This is a genomic window from Bradyrhizobium genosp. SA-3 (genome assembly GCF_004212635.1).
Classification (GTDB): Bacteria; Pseudomonadota; Alphaproteobacteria; order Rhizobiales; family Xanthobacteraceae; genus Bradyrhizobium.
In genome coordinates this window covers 30997-49299 of sequence record NZ_PSRT01000043.1, presented here as the reverse complement: position 1 = coordinate 49299, position 18303 = coordinate 30997, and the positions used below count along the sequence as shown (strand labels likewise).

At 65.0% G+C, this 18303-nt stretch carries 22 protein-coding genes; 9 read left to right on the top strand and 13 right to left on the bottom strand.

Features of this window, described 5'->3' with window-relative positions; translation table 11 throughout:
* The first annotated feature begins 137 nt into the window (after positions 1 to 137).
* From CWO91_RS17075 to CWO91_RS17050, 5 genes are all read left to right on the top strand, one after another.
* The gene (locus tag CWO91_RS17075; protein WP_091892120.1) at positions 138 to 392 is read left to right on the top strand and encodes a hypothetical protein; all 255 of its coding nucleotides are present in this window, start codon (positions 138 to 140) and stop codon (positions 390 to 392) included.
* 686 nt (positions 393 to 1078) lie between these two features.
* A complete protein-coding gene (locus tag CWO91_RS17065) occupies positions 1079 to 2221 on the top strand; it encodes a type III PLP-dependent enzyme (protein ID WP_130214598.1) in 1143 nt (380 codons plus the stop codon).
* A 132-nt stretch (positions 2222 to 2353) separates the two neighbouring features.
* Positions 2354 to 2941: a GNAT family N-acetyltransferase gene (locus tag CWO91_RS17060; RefSeq protein ID WP_130214596.1), complete on the top strand. Its 588-nt coding sequence runs from the start codon at positions 2354 to 2356 to the stop codon at positions 2939 to 2941.
* A gap of 149 nt (positions 2942 to 3090) precedes the next feature.
* Entirely contained in the window at positions 3091 to 3480 is a 390-nt protein-coding gene (locus CWO91_RS17055; RefSeq protein ID WP_130214594.1) for a RidA family protein, read from the top strand.
* Between the two features lie 48 nt (positions 3481 to 3528).
* Positions 3529 to 4971 carry a homospermidine synthase gene (locus CWO91_RS17050; protein WP_130214592.1) on the top strand — a complete coding sequence of 481 codons (1443 nt, stop codon included), beginning with the start codon at positions 3529 to 3531 and terminating at the stop codon, positions 4969 to 4971.
* A gap of 269 nt (positions 4972 to 5240) precedes the next feature.
* Here the strand turns inward: CWO91_RS17050 and CWO91_RS43015 are convergent, their stop codons facing one another.
* The 11 genes from CWO91_RS43015 to CWO91_RS17000 all read right to left on the bottom strand — a co-directional run bounded on the left by CWO91_RS43015 (position 5241) and on the right by CWO91_RS17000 (position 13301).
* On the bottom strand, positions 5241 to 5576 hold the full coding sequence (locus CWO91_RS43015; protein ID WP_165405510.1) for a hypothetical protein: 336 nt from the start codon (positions 5574 to 5576) through the stop codon (positions 5241 to 5243).
* 101 nt (positions 5577 to 5677) lie between these two features.
* Positions 5678 to 6394: an MgtC/SapB family protein gene (locus CWO91_RS17045; protein WP_130214590.1), complete on the bottom strand. Its 717-nt coding sequence runs from the start codon at positions 6392 to 6394 to the stop codon at positions 5678 to 5680.
* A 30-nt stretch (positions 6395 to 6424) separates the two neighbouring features.
* Entirely contained in the window at positions 6425 to 7444 is a 1020-nt protein-coding gene (locus CWO91_RS17040; RefSeq protein WP_165405508.1) for a WD40 repeat domain-containing protein, read from the bottom strand.
* Positions 7444 to 8493 carry a CobW family GTP-binding protein gene (locus CWO91_RS17035; RefSeq protein ID WP_130214586.1) on the bottom strand — a complete coding sequence of 350 codons (1050 nt, stop codon included), beginning with the start codon at positions 8491 to 8493 and terminating at the stop codon, positions 7444 to 7446. The genes CWO91_RS17040 and CWO91_RS17035 overlap by 1 nt, the downstream gene beginning before the upstream one ends.
* Before the next feature lie 55 nt (positions 8494 to 8548).
* A complete protein-coding gene (locus tag CWO91_RS17030) occupies positions 8549 to 9412 on the bottom strand; it encodes a metal ABC transporter solute-binding protein, Zn/Mn family (RefSeq protein ID WP_130214584.1) in 864 nt (287 codons plus the stop codon).
* A gap of 2 nt (positions 9413 to 9414) precedes the next feature.
* Positions 9415 to 10284 (bottom strand): metal ABC transporter permease, encoded by an 870-nt coding sequence (locus tag CWO91_RS17025; protein WP_130214582.1) that lies wholly within the window; start codon positions 10282 to 10284, stop codon positions 9415 to 9417.
* Between the two features lie 6 nt (positions 10285 to 10290).
* The gene (locus tag CWO91_RS17020) at positions 10291 to 11046 is read right to left on the bottom strand and encodes a metal ABC transporter ATP-binding protein (RefSeq protein ID WP_165405507.1); all 756 of its coding nucleotides are present in this window, start codon (positions 11044 to 11046) and stop codon (positions 10291 to 10293) included.
* 2 nt (positions 11047 to 11048) lie between these two features.
* Entirely contained in the window at positions 11049 to 11270 is a 222-nt protein-coding gene (locus tag CWO91_RS17015; protein WP_130214578.1) for a hypothetical protein, read from the bottom strand.
* Positions 11271 to 11313: 43 nt separating this feature from the next.
* On the bottom strand, positions 11314 to 11814 hold the full coding sequence (locus CWO91_RS17010; RefSeq protein WP_130214576.1) for a hypothetical protein: 501 nt from the start codon (positions 11812 to 11814) through the stop codon (positions 11314 to 11316).
* Positions 11811 to 12422, bottom strand: a complete 612-nt coding sequence (locus CWO91_RS17005) for a permease (protein ID WP_130214574.1) — start codon at positions 12420 to 12422, stop codon at positions 11811 to 11813. Before CWO91_RS17005 ends, CWO91_RS17010 begins: the two co-directional genes overlap by 4 nt.
* A gap of 282 nt (positions 12423 to 12704) precedes the next feature.
* Complete coding sequence (locus CWO91_RS17000; RefSeq protein ID WP_061846478.1) at positions 12705 to 13301, bottom strand: superoxide dismutase; 597 nt, start codon at positions 13299 to 13301, stop codon at positions 12705 to 12707.
* Positions 13302 to 13546: 245 nt separating this feature from the next.
* On the opposite strand from CWO91_RS17000, the gene CWO91_RS16995 reads away from it, so the two are divergent.
* The 3 genes from CWO91_RS16995 (at position 13547) to CWO91_RS16985 (ending at position 16099) form a co-directional block, all read left to right on the top strand.
* On the top strand, positions 13547 to 14074 hold the full coding sequence (locus CWO91_RS16995) for a GNAT family N-acetyltransferase (protein WP_130214572.1): 528 nt from the start codon (positions 13547 to 13549) through the stop codon (positions 14072 to 14074).
* Positions 14075 to 14156: 82 nt separating this feature from the next.
* Positions 14157 to 15542: an MATE family efflux transporter gene (locus tag CWO91_RS16990; RefSeq protein ID WP_165405506.1), complete on the top strand. Its 1386-nt coding sequence runs from the start codon at positions 14157 to 14159 to the stop codon at positions 15540 to 15542.
* Between the two features lie 122 nt (positions 15543 to 15664).
* A complete protein-coding gene (locus CWO91_RS16985; RefSeq protein WP_130214568.1) occupies positions 15665 to 16099 on the top strand; it encodes a DUF2147 domain-containing protein in 435 nt (144 codons plus the stop codon).
* Between the two features lie 148 nt (positions 16100 to 16247).
* Here CWO91_RS16985 and CWO91_RS16980 read toward each other — a convergent pair whose 3' ends face one another.
* Positions 16248 to 17393: a DUF3095 domain-containing protein gene (locus CWO91_RS16980; RefSeq protein ID WP_130214566.1), complete on the bottom strand. Its 1146-nt coding sequence runs from the start codon at positions 17391 to 17393 to the stop codon at positions 16248 to 16250.
* A 224-nt stretch (positions 17394 to 17617) separates the two neighbouring features.
* On the opposite strand from CWO91_RS16980, the gene CWO91_RS16970 reads away from it, so the two are divergent.
* A complete protein-coding gene (locus CWO91_RS16970) occupies positions 17618 to 18004 on the top strand; it encodes a hypothetical protein (RefSeq protein WP_130214626.1) in 387 nt (128 codons plus the stop codon).
* Between the two features lie 4 nt (positions 18005 to 18008).
* Here the strand turns inward: CWO91_RS16970 and CWO91_RS16965 are convergent, their stop codons facing one another.
* On the bottom strand, positions 18009 to 18209 hold the full coding sequence (locus tag CWO91_RS16965) for a hypothetical protein (RefSeq protein WP_130214564.1): 201 nt from the start codon (positions 18207 to 18209) through the stop codon (positions 18009 to 18011).
* Positions 18210 to 18303 lie beyond the last annotated feature (94 nt).

The following is an 18303-nucleotide window of genomic DNA, read 5'->3' as shown; positions in this document are numbered from 1 at the left end:
CACAAGTCCCGATTTTTGAGCCGATTTGTTGCAGCCAGCTATAGCACGCGATGGGGCTTTTTTGGGCCGTTTGCCCTTGCTCCCGGCCGCCTTTTCAGGGAGATTGCGGCCCTCGAAGACACGGGATCCCTGAACTCATGAACGCGCCTGCCTCCTCTTCCCGCCAGATCGCCTGGCCGAGCGTCATCACCGTCATCAGCGCCGCCATCCTGATCGGCGCGGAGGTGTTCGGCGCGGCGTTTGCCGGTGGCTGGGCGCTCGCGATCCTGTTCGGGCTCGGCGACCAGGGCGCGCACATCCTTCAGGCCGTGCTGTTCACACTCGGCGTGCTGGTGATGACCGCGTTCATCCGCGGAGCTCAGCGCGTCGAGCCGTTCACGAAGCGCCGCTGACGCTCGCGCGCGACAGACGCGCGCGCTGCACGGAAAAACTTAACGCCTGTTCATCTTCCGCGTCGCTCGCGCAACACTGCGCAAGCAGGTGTTAGGCAATTCTGTTCTCAGCCTAAAAAAATTCTTGCGAAGCAGAGTCAAAACGCTTATGTGCGGATTTGCCCAATTTCGCACGTGCCTGTGGTCGTGTGTCAGTCGGTAGGTATCCGGACAAGAGGCCGGACAGCCGCCAAGGGGTGAAGAAGCCGAGGGGCTCTTCGGAAGTGCGGAAGTCAAAGGACCGAAGGTCGCAAGACCTGAAGGTCCGAAGATGAAGCAAACCCGGAGCGTCCAGCATCTCTCTCAAGAGATGCCATGTCGAAGGTGACTTCACTTTTTGCAACCGTGACTGGCAGCCGGAGGCGAACCGGCGCACCCCGCTCTCAACGGGGGACGCGACTTAAAGCAACGACGGATCGGGCTTTTTTGGTCTCTACCGGCAGTCCAACGCCGGCGCGGGCTACTGAAAAGGCTTGTCCTTCATTGCCAGGTGAGCGGGCGGGAAAATTCCCAACCAATCCACGGCAGCACAATTCGGTCCAGGGGTCTTGCCCTGTCGCGTCTCCATCGTGCGGCAGCGGCGTAGCACCCTCGTCCGAGAACCACTTTGAACGAGCTCCGTCGCTGGGGCCGCTTTGGAGAGTGCTATGACCGAACGTATCCAGGAATTCCTGCGCAACCGCCGCAAGGATGGCCTCGACACCGAGCCGTGCCTCGTCGTCGACCTCGAGGTCGTGCGCGACAATTACCAGAGCTTCGCCAAGGCGCTGCCCGACAGCCGCGTGTTCTACGCCGTCAAGGCGAACCCGGCGCCGGAAGTGCTGGCGCTTCTCGCCTCCATGGGCTCCTGCTTCGACACCGCGACGGTCGCCGAGATCGAGATGGCGCTGGCCGCGGGCGCGACGCCCGACCGCATCTCCTTCGGCAACACGATCAAGAAGGAGCGCGACATCGCACGCGCCTTCGCGCTCGGCATCCGGCTGTTCGCGGTGGATTGCGCCGCCGAGGTCGAGAAGGTCGCCCGTGCCGCGCCCGGCGCGAAGGTGTTCTGCCGCATCCTTTACGACTGCGCCGGCGCCGAGTGGCCGCTGTCGCGCAAGTTCGGCTGCGATCCGGAGATGGCGGTCGAGGTGCTCGACCTCGCCAAGCGCCTGGGCCTGGAGCCGTGCGGCATCTCCTTCCATGTCGGCTCGCAGCAGCGCAAGGTGAAGGCGTGGGACCGTGCGCTGGCGATGGCCTCGCAGGTGTTCCGCGACTGCGCCGAGCGCGGCATCAACCTGTCCATGGTCAACATGGGCGGCGGCTTCCCGACCAAGTACCTGAAGGACGTGCCGCCGGTCGTGACCTACGGCCGGTCGATCTTCCGCGCGCTGCGCAAGCACTTCGGCAACCAGATCCCGGAGACCATCATCGAGCCGGGCCGCGGCATGGTGGGCAACGCCGGCATCATCGAATCCGAGGTCGTGCTCATCTCGAAGAAGAGCGACGAGGACGAAGTGCGCTGGGTGTACCTGGACATCGGCAAGTTCGGCGGTCTCGCCGAGACCATGGACGAGTCGATCCGCTACGCCATCCGCACCAGTCACGACGGCGCGGACATGACGCCGTGCGTGCTCGCAGGGCCGACCTGCGACAGCGCCGACGTGCTGTACGAGAAGACCCCGTATCCGCTTCCTGTCACGCTCGAGATCGGCGACAAGGTGCTGATCGAAGGCACCGGGGCCTATACGTCGACCTACTCGTCGGTGGCGTTCAACGGCATCCCGCCGCTGAAGACGTACCACATCTGATCCGCCTCTCTCTCGAGGCCTGACGAACCCGGGAGCCGGCCGTGCCGGCTCTTCCCTCACATTTTCGATTTCTGACGACGTCTTGGACCGGCGTGCCTCTCGCACGTCGGTTCAAGCGGGGACTGACGCGCCATGACTGCTCCTCGGAAGCCACAGATCGCCCTCACCTCGAAAGCCGCTCCGTTCGCGATCCGCAACGAGCGTGCTGGCGACGTCGCGATGCGTGAAGCGCTGCTCGATGCCTGCTTTGGCGAGAACCGCCATGGCCGGACCTGCCAGCGCCTGCGCGACGGACGCGCGCCTGCCGCAGGTCTTGCCCTGTCGGCCGTGCGCGAGGGACGACTCGTGGGAACCGTGCGGCTGTGGCACGTCAGCGCCGGAGGCAGGCCCGCTCTGGTCCTCGGACCGCTGGCGGTCGACCCTGCCTGCCGCGAGCTCGGGATCGGCGCCACGCTGATGCATCAAGCGCTGGCCGCCGCCCGGGCGCGCGGGCATGGTGCCGTGATCCTGCTCGGCGATGCCCCCTATTACGCCCGCTTCGGCTTCTCGGCCGCCAAGACCGGCGCGCTGTCGCTGCCCGGCCCGTTCGAGCGCGAGCGGCTGCTGGCGATCGAGTTTGCGGAAGGCGCGCTCGACGGCGCCGAAGGGATGATCGTTCCGACCGGAGCGGCTCTGCCCAAACGGAGGGCGGTTCGCGCTCTCCAGGCGCACGCGGCCTAAGGGATTGCCATGATGGCAACGACCGAAGCCGCATCCAGCGGCCATCCCCGGCCGTGCCTGACTTGATGCCTGTTCCTTTGGGGTTGCGCGGGCCCAAGAAACGCCCTTTAACCCCGCGAAACATCTCCCTTCAGTCGAGGTCCGAGAGCATGTCCCGTCGCCTGATTTCCACCGGCTCCCCGTTCGAGAAGACCGCCGGCTACAGCCGCGCCGTGATTGACGGCGAGTTCGCCTTCGTCGCGGGAACGACGGGCTATGACTACACGACCATGACAATGCCGGCCGATGTCACGAGCCAGTCACGCAACTGCTTCAAGACCATCGAAGCCGCCCTGAAGGAGGGCGGTTTCGAAATGGCCGACATCGTCCGCGTGACCTACTACCTCACCGACATCAAAGATGCCGACGCGCATTTCGTCGTCTGCGGCGAAGTCCTCGGCGACATCCGCCCGGCCGCAACGCTTCTCGCCGTCTCGGCACTCTACAAGCCCGAGATGAAGGTCGAGATCGAAGTCACCGCCAAGCGCCGCAGCGCCTGATCCACCCCTCACCCCTTGTCTGCCAGCACGTTCCGGAGAAACCATCCCATGAGCCCCGCCTCGCAGATCTACGCGAAGATCACCGGTCCCATCGTCATGGTCGGCTTCGGCTCCATCGGCAAAGGCACCTTGCCGCTGATCGAGCGGCATCTCGATTACGACAAGTCGCGCGTCACCGTGATCGATCCCAAGGACGAGGGCCGCAAGGCGCATTGCGAGAAGCACAATGTGCGCTTCATCCAGAAGGGCGTGACCAAGGACAATTATCGGGACTTGCTGACCCCACTGCTCGCCGAAGGCGGCGGCCAGGGCTTTTGCGTCAATCTCTCGGTCGACACCGGCTCCACCGACATCATGGAGCTCTGCAATGAGCTTGGCGCGCTCTACATCGACACGGTCAACGAGCCCTGGCTCGGCTTCTATTTCGACGCTTCGAAGGGCCCGGAAGCGCGCTCCAACTACGCCCTTCGCGAAGTGACGCTGGCCGCCAAGAAGGCGCGGCCTAAGGGCTCGACGACGGCCGTGTCCTGCTGTGGCGCCAATCCCGGCATGGTCTCTTTTTTCGTCAAGCAGGCGCTGCTCAACGTCGCCGCTGATCTGAAGCTCAATGCCCCCAAGCCGAAGACCAAAGCCGAATGGGCGGACCTGATGCGGCAGGCCGGCGTCAAGGGCATCCACATCGCCGAACGCGACACCCAGCGCTCCAGGAAGCCGAAAGAGCCCGACGTCTTCGTCAACACTTGGTCGGTGGAAGGCTTCCTGTCGGAAGGCGTGCAGCCCTCAGAACTCGGTTGGGGCACCCACGAAAAATGGATGCCCGAGAATGCGCGGACCCACGAAGCCGGCTGCGGCGCCGCCATCTATCTGATGCAGCCCGGCGCCAACACGCGCGTGCGCACCTGGTGCCCGACCCGCGGCGCGCAATATGGCTTCCTCGTTACCCACAACGAGTCGATCTCGATCTCCGATTACTTCACGGTGCGTGACGCATCGGGCACGGCGATCTACCGGCCGACCTGTCACTATGCCTATCATCCGGCCGACGATGCCGTGCTGTCGCTGCATGAAATGTTCGGCCGCGCGGCGAAGATGCAGGAAAAGCACCACATCCTCGATGAGAACGAAATCGTCGATGGAATCGACGAGCTCGGCGTGCTGCTGTTCGGCCACGACAACAATGCCTACTGGTACGGCTCGCAGCTCTCCATCGAAGAAACCCGCAAGCTCGCGCCCTTCCAGAACGCCACCGGCCTGCAAGTGACCTCCGCCGTGCTCGGCGGCATGGTGTGGGCGCTGGAGAACCCGAACGAAGGCATCGTCGAAGCCGACGAGATGGATTTCGACCGTCTCTTGGAAATCCAGCTGCCCTATCTCGGTCCGGTGAAGGGCTTCTACACCGACTGGACGCCGCTGACGGATCGCCCGGGACTGTTCCCGGAAGATATCGATACGAGCGATCCCTGGCAGTTCCGGAATATTCTGGTGCGGTGAGGGCGGCCCTCTCGACTGGTCATTCCGGGGCGACGCGCAGCGTCGAACCCGGAATCCATCGGGCGCAGAGCCTGCGGGCAAATGGATTCCGGGCTCGCGCTTCGCGCGCCCCGGAATGACGATGGGTGCTGGCTCCCCACACCGCCGTCATGCCCCGGCTTGGCCGGGGCCTCCAGTACGCCGCGGCTTCTCCGTATCCACGCACGGTCTCTGGAATACTGGATTGCCCGCCTTCGCGGGCAATGACACCGGGTGTGTGGGGCTGGCTCCTACTTCTTCTCAATCGGCGGCGCGACCTTCTCCGCTGGAGCCGGCGGCAGCGCCGGCTTGGCGGCACCCGCAGCACCCTGCGTCTGAGGATCGGGCCGTGCGGGCTCGGGGGCCGGCGTGGTCGGGCGATCACCGCCCGGCTTGGACTCCGCGGGTGTCTTACCCTGATCGTCGGACGGAGCGCCCTGGAGCGGTGGCGTTGCCTGCGCCATCTGCATCCGGCTCTCGGCGCGAATCTGCGCCAGCGACAGGCCCGACACCACGACGCCCGCTGCGAACAGCGAGCAGGCGATCATCAGGTCGAGCTTCAGTCTGCGCTTGTCATTGCCTGTCATGTCGATCACCGCATTTGTCCGTGGGATCAACGAAATGGCCGCACGCGGGTTCCGCGCCTGGCCGGGCGGGAACCGCACGCCTGCGCGCCAGAACGCCGCGCTCAATCCGTGGTGCTGACTTCCCAGGTGGCGTGGCGCACGCCCGGAAGGTGCTGGAGATCCGTCGCCACTGCGTTCAGCTCGTTCGGATCGACCGCGGTCGCAACCAGCTTTGCGACGATCTCCAGGATGTCGTCCCCGATCTCGACCACATCGATATCGGCGACCGAATATTTCGCGGCCTCCAGCCTCTCGACGAGGCGGTCGCGCATGTCAGGCAGCGCGTCGGCCGCGACCGCCAGCTTGAAGTAGTAGGTCGCTTCCAACGCCCGCTCATTCAGTGGAATGCGGTTGATGGCATTGACCAGCGGGCGCAGCAGCGTGTTTCCGGCGATGACGAACACGGTCAGCGCGGCGGCTTGCGCCACCATGTCGGCGCCGGCACAGGAGCCGACCGCGGCGGAGGCCCACAGCGTGGCCGCCGTATTGAGCCCGCGCACATCCATGCCCTGCTTCATGATGACACCGGCGCCGAGGAAGCCGATGCCGGAGACGACGTAGGAGATCACCCGCACCGCGCCGTCGGCGCCGGTCAGATGCATGGCGAGATCGACAAAGGCGGCGGCGCCGACCGCGACCAGCACGTTGGTACGCAGGCCCGCCGTGCGCTGGCGGTACTGTCGCTCGGCGCCGATCAGCGTCCCCAGCACGAAGGCCGTAAACAGGCTGATCAGCGTGTCCGCAAAATCGGCAAGCTGGAAGGTCGTCAGAAACCGCATGGCCCCCTATACGGCGGGAACCGTGACAGATTAAAGCTCCAGTAGGCCGCCATCCCCATTTTCATCCGCGAACGCCAGCAGCGTGCCCTTGGCGTTCCAGGCGAGCGCGGCCACGGGCGGGGTGCCGTTGCGGCGGACCAGGATTTCCGCGCCGTCCTCCAGCCGCACCATCAGCACGGTGCCATCGCTGTAGCCGGCGGCGAGGATATCGTTCTTGGGGTGGCAGGCCACCACCGCCACGCGCGCTTGCAGCGGCGCGAGCATCGCGGGCTCCTTGCCCATCGGACCGTCCTTGCCGGCGAACGGCCACAGGATCACGGTGTCGGCACCCGAGGTCGCCAGCGCCTTGCCGCCGGCGCTCCAGGACATCGAGCGGACGCGGCCGGGATAGCCGGTCATGCGCATGTGCCTGTTGTCGGCGAGCCGCCAGCCGTGCAGCGCCGCCTCGTGCATCGCAGTGACCAGGAACTTGTTGTCCGGGCTGAAAGTGACGCCGAGATGCGAGCCGGCCCAGGGCAGGAATTCGGCCGATCCTTCCATATTCGGAAACCACAGCGTCGCGCCGTTGTAATGCGCGATCGCAAGCCGCAGGCCTTTTGGTGCGAAGGCAAGGCCGCCGACGGTCGAGGGCACCTCGATCGACTTCTCCTCGTTCTTGCCGCTTTTGACGGTCGCCGTCTTGCCGGCCGACCAGGCGAAGGCGCCATCTGGATGCAGCGCCACCGCGTCGATCCAGCGCCGCTTCGGATCGGTGGCGAGCAGCGTCACCTCGCCCTTGGCGTCGAGCGACACGACCTTGCCGTCGTCACCGCCCATGACGAGGCGCTTGCCGTCGGAGGCGGTCGAGAGGATGCCGCCGCTGTGCACGGCGACCGTGCTGATCTCGCCCTTGGCATCGACCAGCGCGACGTTCTCCTCGCCGCCGATGAAGGCGGCCCGATCGGCGAGGAAATGCACTGACGTCACGGCCATGCCGAGCGCGACCGGCTTGACGCGGTCGGTGACGGAGACGATCGAGGCGGAGTCGGGAGCCGGCGTAAACTCTTTCATCACAAGACGATGCAGCTCTCGAAGCCTTTGCGGATGGCCTCTTCCGGCAATTCGCGGCCGATGAAGATGAGGCGGCTCTCGCGCGGCTCGCCCTCCTTCCACTTCCGCTGATGGTTGCCCTCCAGCATCATGTGGACACCCTGGAAGACGTAGCGGTCGTCATCGTCGTGGAAGGCGAGGATGCCCTTGGAGCGCAGGATCTTGCCGCCCTCGATCTGCACCAGGTTCTGGAGCCAGGGCATGAACACGTTGGGATCGAGCGGCTTGTCGGTTTTCAGCGCTAGCGATTGCATGTCCTCGTCGTGATAGTGCTTCAGGCCATGGCTGTGATCATGGTGGTGGTGATGGTCGTGGCCATGGTGATGATGATCATGATCGTGGTCATGATCGTCGGCCTCCAGGAAATCAGGCTCGATGTCGAGGATGCGGTCGAGGTCGAACGCGCCGCGATCGAGCACGTCGGCCAGCGCCACCGAGCAGCGCTCGGTGCGATGCAGCTTCGCATAGGGGTTGATGCCGCGGATGCGGGCCTCGACCTCGGCGAGCTCGCCCTTGTTGACCAGATCGGTCTTGTTCAGCACGATGACGTCGGCAAAGGCGATCTGGTTCTTGGCCTCGGGCGCGTCCTTGAGCCGGTCGGACAACCACTTTGCGTCCGCCACAGTTACAACCGCGTCGAGCCGCGCGTTCTTCTGCACGTCCTCGTCGACGAAGAAGGTCTGGGCGACCGGCGCCGGATCGGCAAGGCCGGTGGTCTCGACGATGATGGCGTCGAACTTGCCCTTGCGCTTCATCAAGCCGTCCATGATGCGCACGAGGTCGCCGCGCACGGTGCAGCAGATACAGCCATTGTTCATCTCGAACACTTCCTCGTCGGCGCCGATGATGAGGTCGTTGTCGATGCCGATCTCGCCGAATTCGTTGACGATGACGGCGTATTTCTTGCCGTGGTTTTCCGACAGGATGCGGTTCAAAAGCGTGGTCTTGCCGGCGCCGAGATAGCCGGTCAGTACGGTCACGGGAATTTTTGGGGCAGTCGCTTCAGACATAACAACTCCGGACTTTAAGGCTTATCGCGCGACGCGAGGCGGGGTGGCCCCTGCCCTAGTGGTCAAGCGCGCTGGTCAGGGCCTTTATATTGTGCCTGACCATGTCAATGTAAGTGGGTGCAGGCCCCTTTTCGCCGGTCAAACCGTCGGAAATCAAGGTCCCGCCGACCTTTGCCCCGGTCTCGGCCGCGATCCGCCGGATCAGCCGGTCGTCGCTGATATTTTCCAGGAACACGGCCGGGATTTTCTGGGCCTTGATCTGGCCGATGATCGCGGCGATATCGCGCGCGCTGGGCTCGGTCTCCGTGGAGACACCCAAGGGGGCGATGAACTGGATACCATATTCGGCGGAAAAATAGCCGAAGGCGTCGTGGGTGGAGATTACCTTGCGCCGCTCCAATGGGATTTTCGCCACGGCCTCGCGGACCTCGCGGTCCAGCGTTTCGAGCTTTTCCAAATAGGCTTTGGCCTGGGTGCGGAAGAACTCCGCGTCGTCCGGGGCGGTCGCGGCGAGCGCATTGGCGATGTCGGTGACGTAGATCTTGGCGTTGGGGACGGACTGCCAGGCGTGGGGATCGGCGGCCGAACCTAATTTCAGGGGCGTGATACCGGCGCTTGCAGTCACGACCGTCGCCTTGCTGCCCGAGGACTGCACGAGGCGCGGCAGCCACCCTTCGAGACCTAGCCCGTTGACGATGACGAGATTTGCATCCGCGATTCGCTTCGCATCGCTCGGTGCAGGTGTGTAGACGTGGACATCGCTGTCGGCGCCGACCAGCGTGGTCAGATTGATCCTGCTACCGCTGACATTGCGGACGAAATCGGCGAGGATCGAGAAGCTCGCGACCACGTTGAGCCGCTCTGTGGCGTGCAGTGGCGGGGCGATCAGCAACAGCGCACAAAGCAGAATGAGCCGCATCGTCACGCTTCCAGATGCCGGCCGGGAAACAATTGCCGGACGATACCGCCGACGCGGCCGAACAGGACGGAGACCACGTAGAGCACCGTCGCCACGAGAATGATCGCAGGGCCCGACGGCACGCGGGTCTGGAACGACAGCACGAGGCCGGCATAGCCCGAGACGGCGGCAGCGACGACCGCGATGCAGATCATGGCGGTGAGATCGCGCGACCAGAACCGCGCAATGCCAGCCGGCAGGATCATGAGGCCGACCGCAAGCAGCGTGCCGAGTGCCTGAAAGCCGTTGACGAGGTTGACGACGACGAGCGCGAGGAAGGCGAGATGCGCAGGTCCCCCGGCGCGGCTCACCGTGCGCAGGAACAAGGGATCGACGCTCTCGATCACCAGCGGGCGGTAGATCACGGCGAGCACGAGCAGCGTCACCGTGGCGTTGAAGGCCACCACCAGCAGCGTCTGGTCGTCCATCGCGAGGATGTTGCCGAACAGCACATGCAACAGGTCGATATTGGTGCCCTTGATCGAAACGATGGTGACGCCGAGCGCGAGCGAGGCCAGATAGAAGGTGGCCAGCGAAGCGTCCTCCTTCAGCCCGGTCGAGCGTGCGACCACACCGGCGAGGATCGCGACCGCAAAGCCGGCGAAAAGGCCGCCGGCGGTCATCGCGAACAGGTTGAGCCCGGACAGCAGGAAGCCGACGGCGGCGCCCGGCAGGATCGCATGCGCCATGGCATCGCCGACGAGGCTCATCCGCCGCAGCATCAGGAACACGCCGATCGGCGCGCCCGCCAGCGACAACGCGATCACCGCGGCGAGCGCCCGCCGCATGAACTCGAATTCGGTGAACGGACCGATCAGCGCGTCATAGGCCATTTGCGATCACGCCGCCTGCGAACGCCCGTCGTCGGCCGCGCAAGCCGCGGCGCTATCGTCGAAAGCCTCGCACATCCGCATCGCGACCATCAGGTTTTCCGGCGTCAGCACCTCGGCCGTCGGTCCCCACGCCACGGGGCCGCGCGCCAGCACCAGCGTCTCGCTGAAATGGGTGCGCACCATCTCCATGTCATGCAACGCGGCCAGCACGGTGCGACCCTCGGCGTGCCAATCCTTCACCAGCGCGAGCAGATCGGCCGTGGTCTTGCTGTCGATGGCGTTGAAGGGCTCGTCGAGCACGATCAAGCTCGCGTCCTGGAGCAGCACCCGCGCGAACAGCACGCGCTGCATCTGGCCGCCGGAGAGCGTGCCGATCGGGCGGTTCTCGAAACCGTTGAGGCCAACGGCGGCGATTGCGCGCAGGATTTTTTGCCGCGCAGCCTTGCCGATGCCGCCGAACAGGCCGGTCCCGCGCCACAGCCCGGTGCCGACGAAATCGAACACCGAGATCGGAAAGCTGCGGTCGATCTCCGCGCTTTGCGGCAGGTAGGCGATATCCCTGCTATCGCGGCCGCCGAGATGGATGCTGCCGTCGAGCGGCTTGAGGATGCCGACGATACCGCGCAGCAGCGTCGACTTGCCGGCGCCGTTCGGGCCGATCACGGCGACCAGTGCACCGGGTGCGACATCGCCATTGAGATGATGCACAGCCGGATGCCGGTCATAGCCGAGCGTGACGTTGTGGAAGGCTAGCTGTGCCATGGTCACCTCATCGCCAGGAAGACCATGCCCCAGAGCGCGGCGCAGACGGTGAGCGCGGCCGCGAGGCGCCCCGCCATGGTCATGCGCAAGATCGACCACGGCGCCGCCTGGGCCGGATGCGGCGAAGCCGCGTCATGGACATGGGCATGGGTGTGGTCGTGCCCGTGCGAATGGGCGTGGTCGTGGGAATGGTCGTGATGGGCATGAGACGCGGCGGGAACCATGCCAAGACGTTATATTATAACATTGCGCCTGTCCACGCCGGGCTCAGGGCCGGCCGATCAGCATGGCGATTGCGGCGGCCACGAACGGGAACGGCACCGACACCGCGCAGCGGAACCAGACGAAGCGGGCCGGCATGAACGGGATCTCCCACAGGATCACACGCTGGAACGCGAACAGGGCCCAGGCGACGACATAGGCAACCACCTGGGGCACCCCGCCGCCCGACTTCAGCGCCACCGTGCCGATGGAGAAGCCGATCACAGGTCCGCCCGGCGTGGCGGCGCCGGCGACCACGGCAGAGGCGACCCCAAGCCAGCCGCTGTCCGGCCCGAGCCAGCCGGTAATCACCTCCTGCGGGATGATGGCGGCGATGTAACCGGAGCCGATCACCCCGAGCGCAATCCGCGGCACGATGTTGATGAAGTCCATCGAGCCTTCGCGCAGCGAAGCCTTGAACACGGCAGGGCCGCGGCGGAAGGCGATCAGGCCGACGCCGAACACCGAGCCCCACAACAGGATGTCGATCAGGAGTGCCGCGCTCACGTCTCGTCGCCCTTCGAGATCTGTTTCGGATAGAGCCGGACATAGACGAAGCGGCCGAGCGCGCCGGCGAGCACCGGCAGCGGCAGCGAGATCACGATCCGCCACAGCGTGAAATCGGTGCCCATGATCGGGATTTCCCAGGCCACCGCCCGGCCGTAGCCGATCAGGGTCCAGCTCACGACCATGGCGATGGTGGCGCCGAAATCGGCACCGACCGCGAGCAGCGCGCTCGCCACCGGATAGGCGGTGAAGGGACCGCCGGGCAGGATCGCGCCGAAGGCGGTGCCGATCAGAAGCCCCATCAGGCCGGATTTGGGCCCGAGCGAGCGCGAGACCTTTTCGTGCGGCAGGATCTCGGAGATGAACGCACCGAGCAGACAGCCGGCCAGCACGCGCGGCAGGATGCCGCCGAATAGCGAGAGGTCGTGGGTGAGAATGTCGAGAACACCATCGGTGCCGTCACGCCGCCAGACCAGACCCGCGCTCACCGCCACCAGGGCCGCGATGATGATGGTCGACCAGCCGATCGGCTTGCGCACACGCCCAGGCCGCGGCTCGGACTCCACGTCCTCGGCAGGCGCCGGGTCTTTCGGGGAAGGTTCTAACAACGGGCTCTGGTCGGATCGAGGGTGATGCCCGTCCTGCTTAAGGGGGCCGCCTGGGCGATGCAAACGGAACGATGACAGATCTATACGCGCACCGCGCAGGGCAATTCCGCACAGCAAAAAGGCGGCCGCGCGTGCGACCGCCTTGTCTGTCATTCCGGGGCGGCGCAGCAGCGCCGAGCCCGGAATCCATCGAGCGTCAGCCCGAGTGGACAAATGGATTCTCAGATGCGCAATTGCGCATCATAGCTCGCGCTTGGCGCGCCCCGGAATGACTCCAAATGCTCACGCCTTCTCGAACAGCGACTCGACGTATTCCCAGTTCACGAGGTTCTCGACGAAGGCCTTGAGATAGTCCGGACGGCGGTTGCGATAGTCGATGTAGTAGGAGTGCTCCCAGACGTCGCAGCCGAGGATCGGGGTGGCGCCGTGCACCAGCGGATTCTCGCCGTTCGGGGTCTTGGAGATCTCGAGCTTGCCGTTCTTGACCTGGAGCCAGCACCAGCCGGAGCCGAACTGGCCGACGCCGGCCGCCTGGAAGTCGGTCTTGAATTTATCGAAGCCGCCGAGGTCCTCGTTGATCTTCTTCTCGAGCTTGCCCGGCAGCTTGGTGCCGCCGCCATTGGGCTTCATCCAGCTCCAGAAGTGGATGTGGTTGTAGTGCTGGCCGGCATTGTTGAACACCGCGGGGTTCTTGCCGAACGAGCCCTTGACGATCTCTTCAAGGGATTTGCCTTCCCATTCGGTCCCCTTGAGCGCGTTGTTGCCGTTGGTGACGTAGGCCTGATGATGCTTGTCGTGATGATATTCCAGCGTCTCCTTCGACATATACTGGCCGAGGGCGTCATAGGCGTAAGGGAGTGGGGGCAGCGTAAAGGTCATGGCTTCTTGTCCGCAACTGGTGGGGAACGAGTTCTAACGGTCACCCCTTATAGAAGGTTCCTGCGTCGTTAAATACCGCCAATTTGCGAAAATGCGTGATGCCAACGCTTGGCACGATTGCATAAAATCGTCGCAGCACGCGGACATTCGCGCGGCCTTGATGGCGTGATGCAAAATATCATTGCCTTTGAGGCGCTTATGGCAGAACGAATGCACCACGGACCGACGTTGCGAAAGACAGAGCCATGAGCATCGAGATCGACATTTTGAACGGCGACGCCTCGTGGCCGATCGCAGAGCCGCTGCACCAGGCAGTCTGGGGCCCGCACATGGTTGCGGATAAGCCCTGGGCTCACGTCAAATGGGATAACGCTCATCTTCGCGTGCTGCTCGATACGCCCGAGGATGGCCTCGTCTGCCATGTCGGCGTCTACTTCCGGACCGTCACCTGGAACGGGCAGAAGGTCCATGTCGGCGGCATCGGCGGCGTCTGTACCCGCGAGGACCGGCGCGGTCGCGGCTATGCAACCATGGCGATCGACGCGGCGGTGCACACCATGCGCGCCAACGAGGCGGTGCGCTTCGCGCTGTTGTTCTGCGAGCCGCACAATTTCGCGTTCTACGAGGCGCGCCGATGGCAGCCCTTCAAGGGCGAGGTCTATTGCGAGCAGCCGGAGGGGCGAATCCGCTTCGACTACATGGCGCCCTACGTCTTCGACATCGTCCGCGCGCCGACGCTGGGTACCATCGACCTATGCGGCCTGCCATGGTGAGCCCTGCGTGAGCGGAGGGCTGCGCCGGCAGCTTCACGCCCTATAATATGTTGACCATCATTTAATATTCCGCCCGGTGAACATGACGATCGACGCCCCTGCAGACGCCGTCCCGCCGCTTGCGCCGGTCGCCTCCCCCATCGCCAGCCTGCTGACAGCGCCGATCCTGCCGACATTGCTGCGGCTCGCGATCCCAAACATGATCGCGATGGTCGGCAGCACACTGGTTGCGATCGCCGAGACCTCCTATATCGGCCGGCTCGGCACCATCCCACTCGCCGCGATCGCGCTGGTGTTTCCGTTCGCGATGCTGACGCAAATGATGAGCGCGGGCGCGATGGGCGGCGGCGTCTCGTCAGCGATCAGCCGCGCGCTCGGCGCAGGAGATCGCGACCGCGCCGCAACGCTGGCGCTGCATGCCGCCATCATCGGCCTCTGCGGCGGCCTGTTCTTCACGGTGATGATGCTCGTGTTCGGCCGCTCGTTCTTCGCGCTGCTCGGCGGCCGCGAGCGCGTGCTCGAGGAGGCCAGCGGCTATTCGCAGGTGCTGTTCTCCGGCGCGGTCGCGATCTGGCTCGTCAACACGCTGGCCTCGGTGATCCGCGGCACCGGCGACATGCGGCTGCCTTCGATGACGTTGATCGGGGCGAGCCTGCTCCAGGTCGCACTCGGCGGCACGCTGGGACTCGGCCTGTTCGGTGTGAAGCAATTCGGCATGCCCGGCGTCGCGAGCGGCCAGCTGATCGCGTTCAGCTGCGCCGCGGTCTTCTTGCTCTGGTATCTCTTGTCCGGCCGCAGCAGGCTGCCGCTCGACTTCCGCGCCCTCCATTTCGAGCGCGCGATGTTCGTGGATATTCTCAAAGTGGGCGCGGTGGCCTGCCTATCGCCGCTCCAGACCGTGCTCACCATTCTGATCTTCACAAAAATCCTCGCGACCTTCGGCACCGAGATGCTGGCCGGCTACGGCATCGGCTCGCGGCTGGAATTCTTGCTGATCCCGATCACCTTCGCCTTCGGTATCGCATCGGTGCCGATGGTCGGCATGGCGATCGGCGCCGGACATCTGAAGCGCGCGCGGCGCGTGGCCTGGACCGCAGCCGCTGCCTCCGGACTCACGGTCGGCCTGATCGGCCTTGTGATCGCGCTCGATCCGTCGCTGTGGGTCGCGCTGTTCACGCGGGATTCCGGCGTCACCGCCGCCGCGTACAGCTATTTCCACTGGGCAGGTCCGGCCTTCGTGTTCTTCGGCATGGGCGTGTCGTTGTACTTCTCCTCACAAGGCGCGGCGCGCGTCGGCGGGCCCGTGCTCGCCTCCACGGCGCGGCTCCTGATCGTCGCGATCGGCGGCGTCGGCCTCATGACGATTCAGGCGCCGGCCTGGACTCTGTTCGCTCTGGTCGGCGGCGCCATGGTCGTGTTCGGACTCTCGACCGCCGCCTCGGTCGCCTTCGTGCACTGGGGCAAATGAGCGCAGGCGAATAAGCGCAGACAGTAAGCGCAGGCAGTAAGCGCAGGAATGTGATTCCATCCAGCGTTGCACTATTCTGCCGGACTGCTATGGAGGCGCCGTCATTTTCGGGGGCTCTCTCCATGTTCAGCAGATTCGCGATTCCCTTCGTCGTCCTGGCTGCGCTGCTCGGCGCAACGAGCGCCCGTGCGCAGAGCGCCGACGGGACCTGGCTCACCCAGGCTGGTGATGCGCGCGTGAAGATCAGCAAATGCGGCGGCGGCATCTGCGGCCACATCGTCTGGCTGCGCGAACCCATGGACACCGCGACCGGCCAGCCCGCGACCGACAACAAGAATCCCAATCCCGCGCTCGCCAGGCGTCCGATGATCGGCCTGCCATTGTTCAGCGGCATGCAGCCGTCAGCTCCGAACAAATGGTCGGGCCAGATCTACAACGCCGACGACGGCAGCACCTATGCGAGCAGTATCAGCGTAACGGGCGCGGATTCGCTGCGCGTCGAAGGCTGCGTCGGCGCGCTCTGCGGCGGCGAGACCTGGACGCGCGCGGGGCGCTGAACGCCCTCGTGTCCCGGACGCGATGCAGCGTGAAGCGCTGCTTCGCAGAGCCGGGACCATGCCATTCGCAATTTTCTCCAAGATTCTGGGCCCCGGCTCGGCAGCGCATCACTGCGTGCTGCGCTGCGTCCGGGGCACGAGAGACGTGTTATCCCACCATCGCCTTCAATGCCGTCGCAGCCGAGGCATAGCCGCCCCGCGCGCCGTCGATGAAGTGGACGTGGTCACTGCGCAGCGCCGAGGGCGTGAAGCAGGTCATCATCGCCGCGTCCTGCTGGTAGAGGCCGTAGCGCACGATGCCCTCGCGCGCGGCCGCAGCGAGACGATCGCTCAGCGCGCGCTCGAGCTCGTCCGTACAGTCGAGGATCATGCGCAAGCCGTCGTCATATTTCCTGAAGTCCGAGTTCTCGACCACCTGACGCTTGTAGACATCAGGCACGAAGCCGCCGACCTTGATGTCGAAGCGCATGATCAGATAGGCGAACAACGTGTAGGCCAGGACGGCGGCGCGGCGCGCAAGCAGCGGACCGCCGCGCCTGGTGCGGGCTTCATAATCCAGCCCCTGCGGCGGCCATTTCAGCGGCGGCCCCTGCGCCGGCACCGGGCGGCCGCCATCCGGACTGCGCTCGACGAGATGGATGATGTCCTCGATCACCTTGCGGAAAGCCAGCGGGTCAGCGCCACGCGCCGGCATCACCAGCACCGACAGGATCAATCCGCGTGACGCCGGCATCACCTCGAAGCGGCAGGACAGGCCGGACAGATCGGGCTGCGCGCCGTCGGGCGCCTCGGTCACCGCGAACTCGCCGCGCTTCATCGCGGCGTCGGCCCAGGCGAGGCCTCCGCCGGAGAACATCGCATAGGACAGGTTTGCCGATGGACCGAAGCGTGCGACGCGTACGTCGAGGCCATGCGCACGGATGGCGCTGACCGGCACCAGGGCGACGCGCATCGTCAGATCGAGGTCTTCCCGCACCCAGGTCGCGGTCGCCGCCAGCGCCTCGCGGGCCAGTTCGAGATCGTGAGGCGCGACCGCAAAGCTGGCGCCGTCGCCGCCGAACACGAAGGGGAATTCGCGCCCCTCCAACGCGTTCGTCACCGCCGCGATCACGGCGGCACCGGCCATGTTCACCGCCTTGTAGCGCTGCGCCGCGATGGCCTTGGTCGAATCGACGATGTCGGCAACGCCGATACTCCAGTCGTCCGGCAGCGGCGAATACAGCACCGGATCCATCAGGCTGGTGAAACCGCGGAAGACCGGAATGCCGCTATAGAAGGATTCGCCTGATGTCATCGGGTGATGCCGGATGGTTGGGATGGCGCTTGCGGAACAGATACGTGGCAGGATCGATCCGGGTTCGCCGGCCGGCCCTCCGCGAGCTCCCGATCATTGGCCGAAATGGAGCCGGACAACAAGCTCGCACCGCGATGCAATGCCGCAGTTTGTCATTGATCGGCATCAAACAGCACACCACAAAAGGCGTTTACTCTCGATTTATCGAAAATGACTCGCCCGGGATCATCGAAGTGTCCGACTTCGGCAACAAGGCCTCGACCTCACCCGTCCGCCGGCGCACGGGCCTCGACGCAATCAGCGCGGTGAAGATGCCGGAACGGTTGACCGCCGCCGTCGATGCCTGGGCTGAAGCCCATCAGCTGTCGCGCTCGGATGCAATCTGCAAGCTCGTCGAACTGGCGCTGAAGATCGCGCCTGCAGAACCGACATCAGCGCACGCGATCACATCGGATGCCACGCAGATCGAGGACATCGCCGTACACGAGATCGACGCGCTGCTCGATCCCGCATTGCCGGCAGACGAACGCGAGCGCCGCATCCGCCGCCTCACCGAGGGACCGCCGGAGTTCTCACATGAACGAATTGACTTGCCGAAGCATCAGAGGTGAGTGGCTAGTGCAGCTTCTCGCCCTGACGCTTGCGCTCCGCTGATGCGGGGACATCATGACAGCCGACCAACCGCACGAATTGCTGCGGATACATTTCGTGGCCGTGATCACCGGAATTCTGATGCGACATCGGCTGGCAATGGACATCGTCCGGCCTCAAACGAGACTGCTCTGCTGACGCCCGGCCCAGGTTCGAAGCGGTCATGGACTGCTCCCTGTCGATTAGGGCAGATCGATTGACGTAACCCAACCGATTGCGGGGCATCTTACGACCAAATCCGGTGAATTCAAATTGGGCC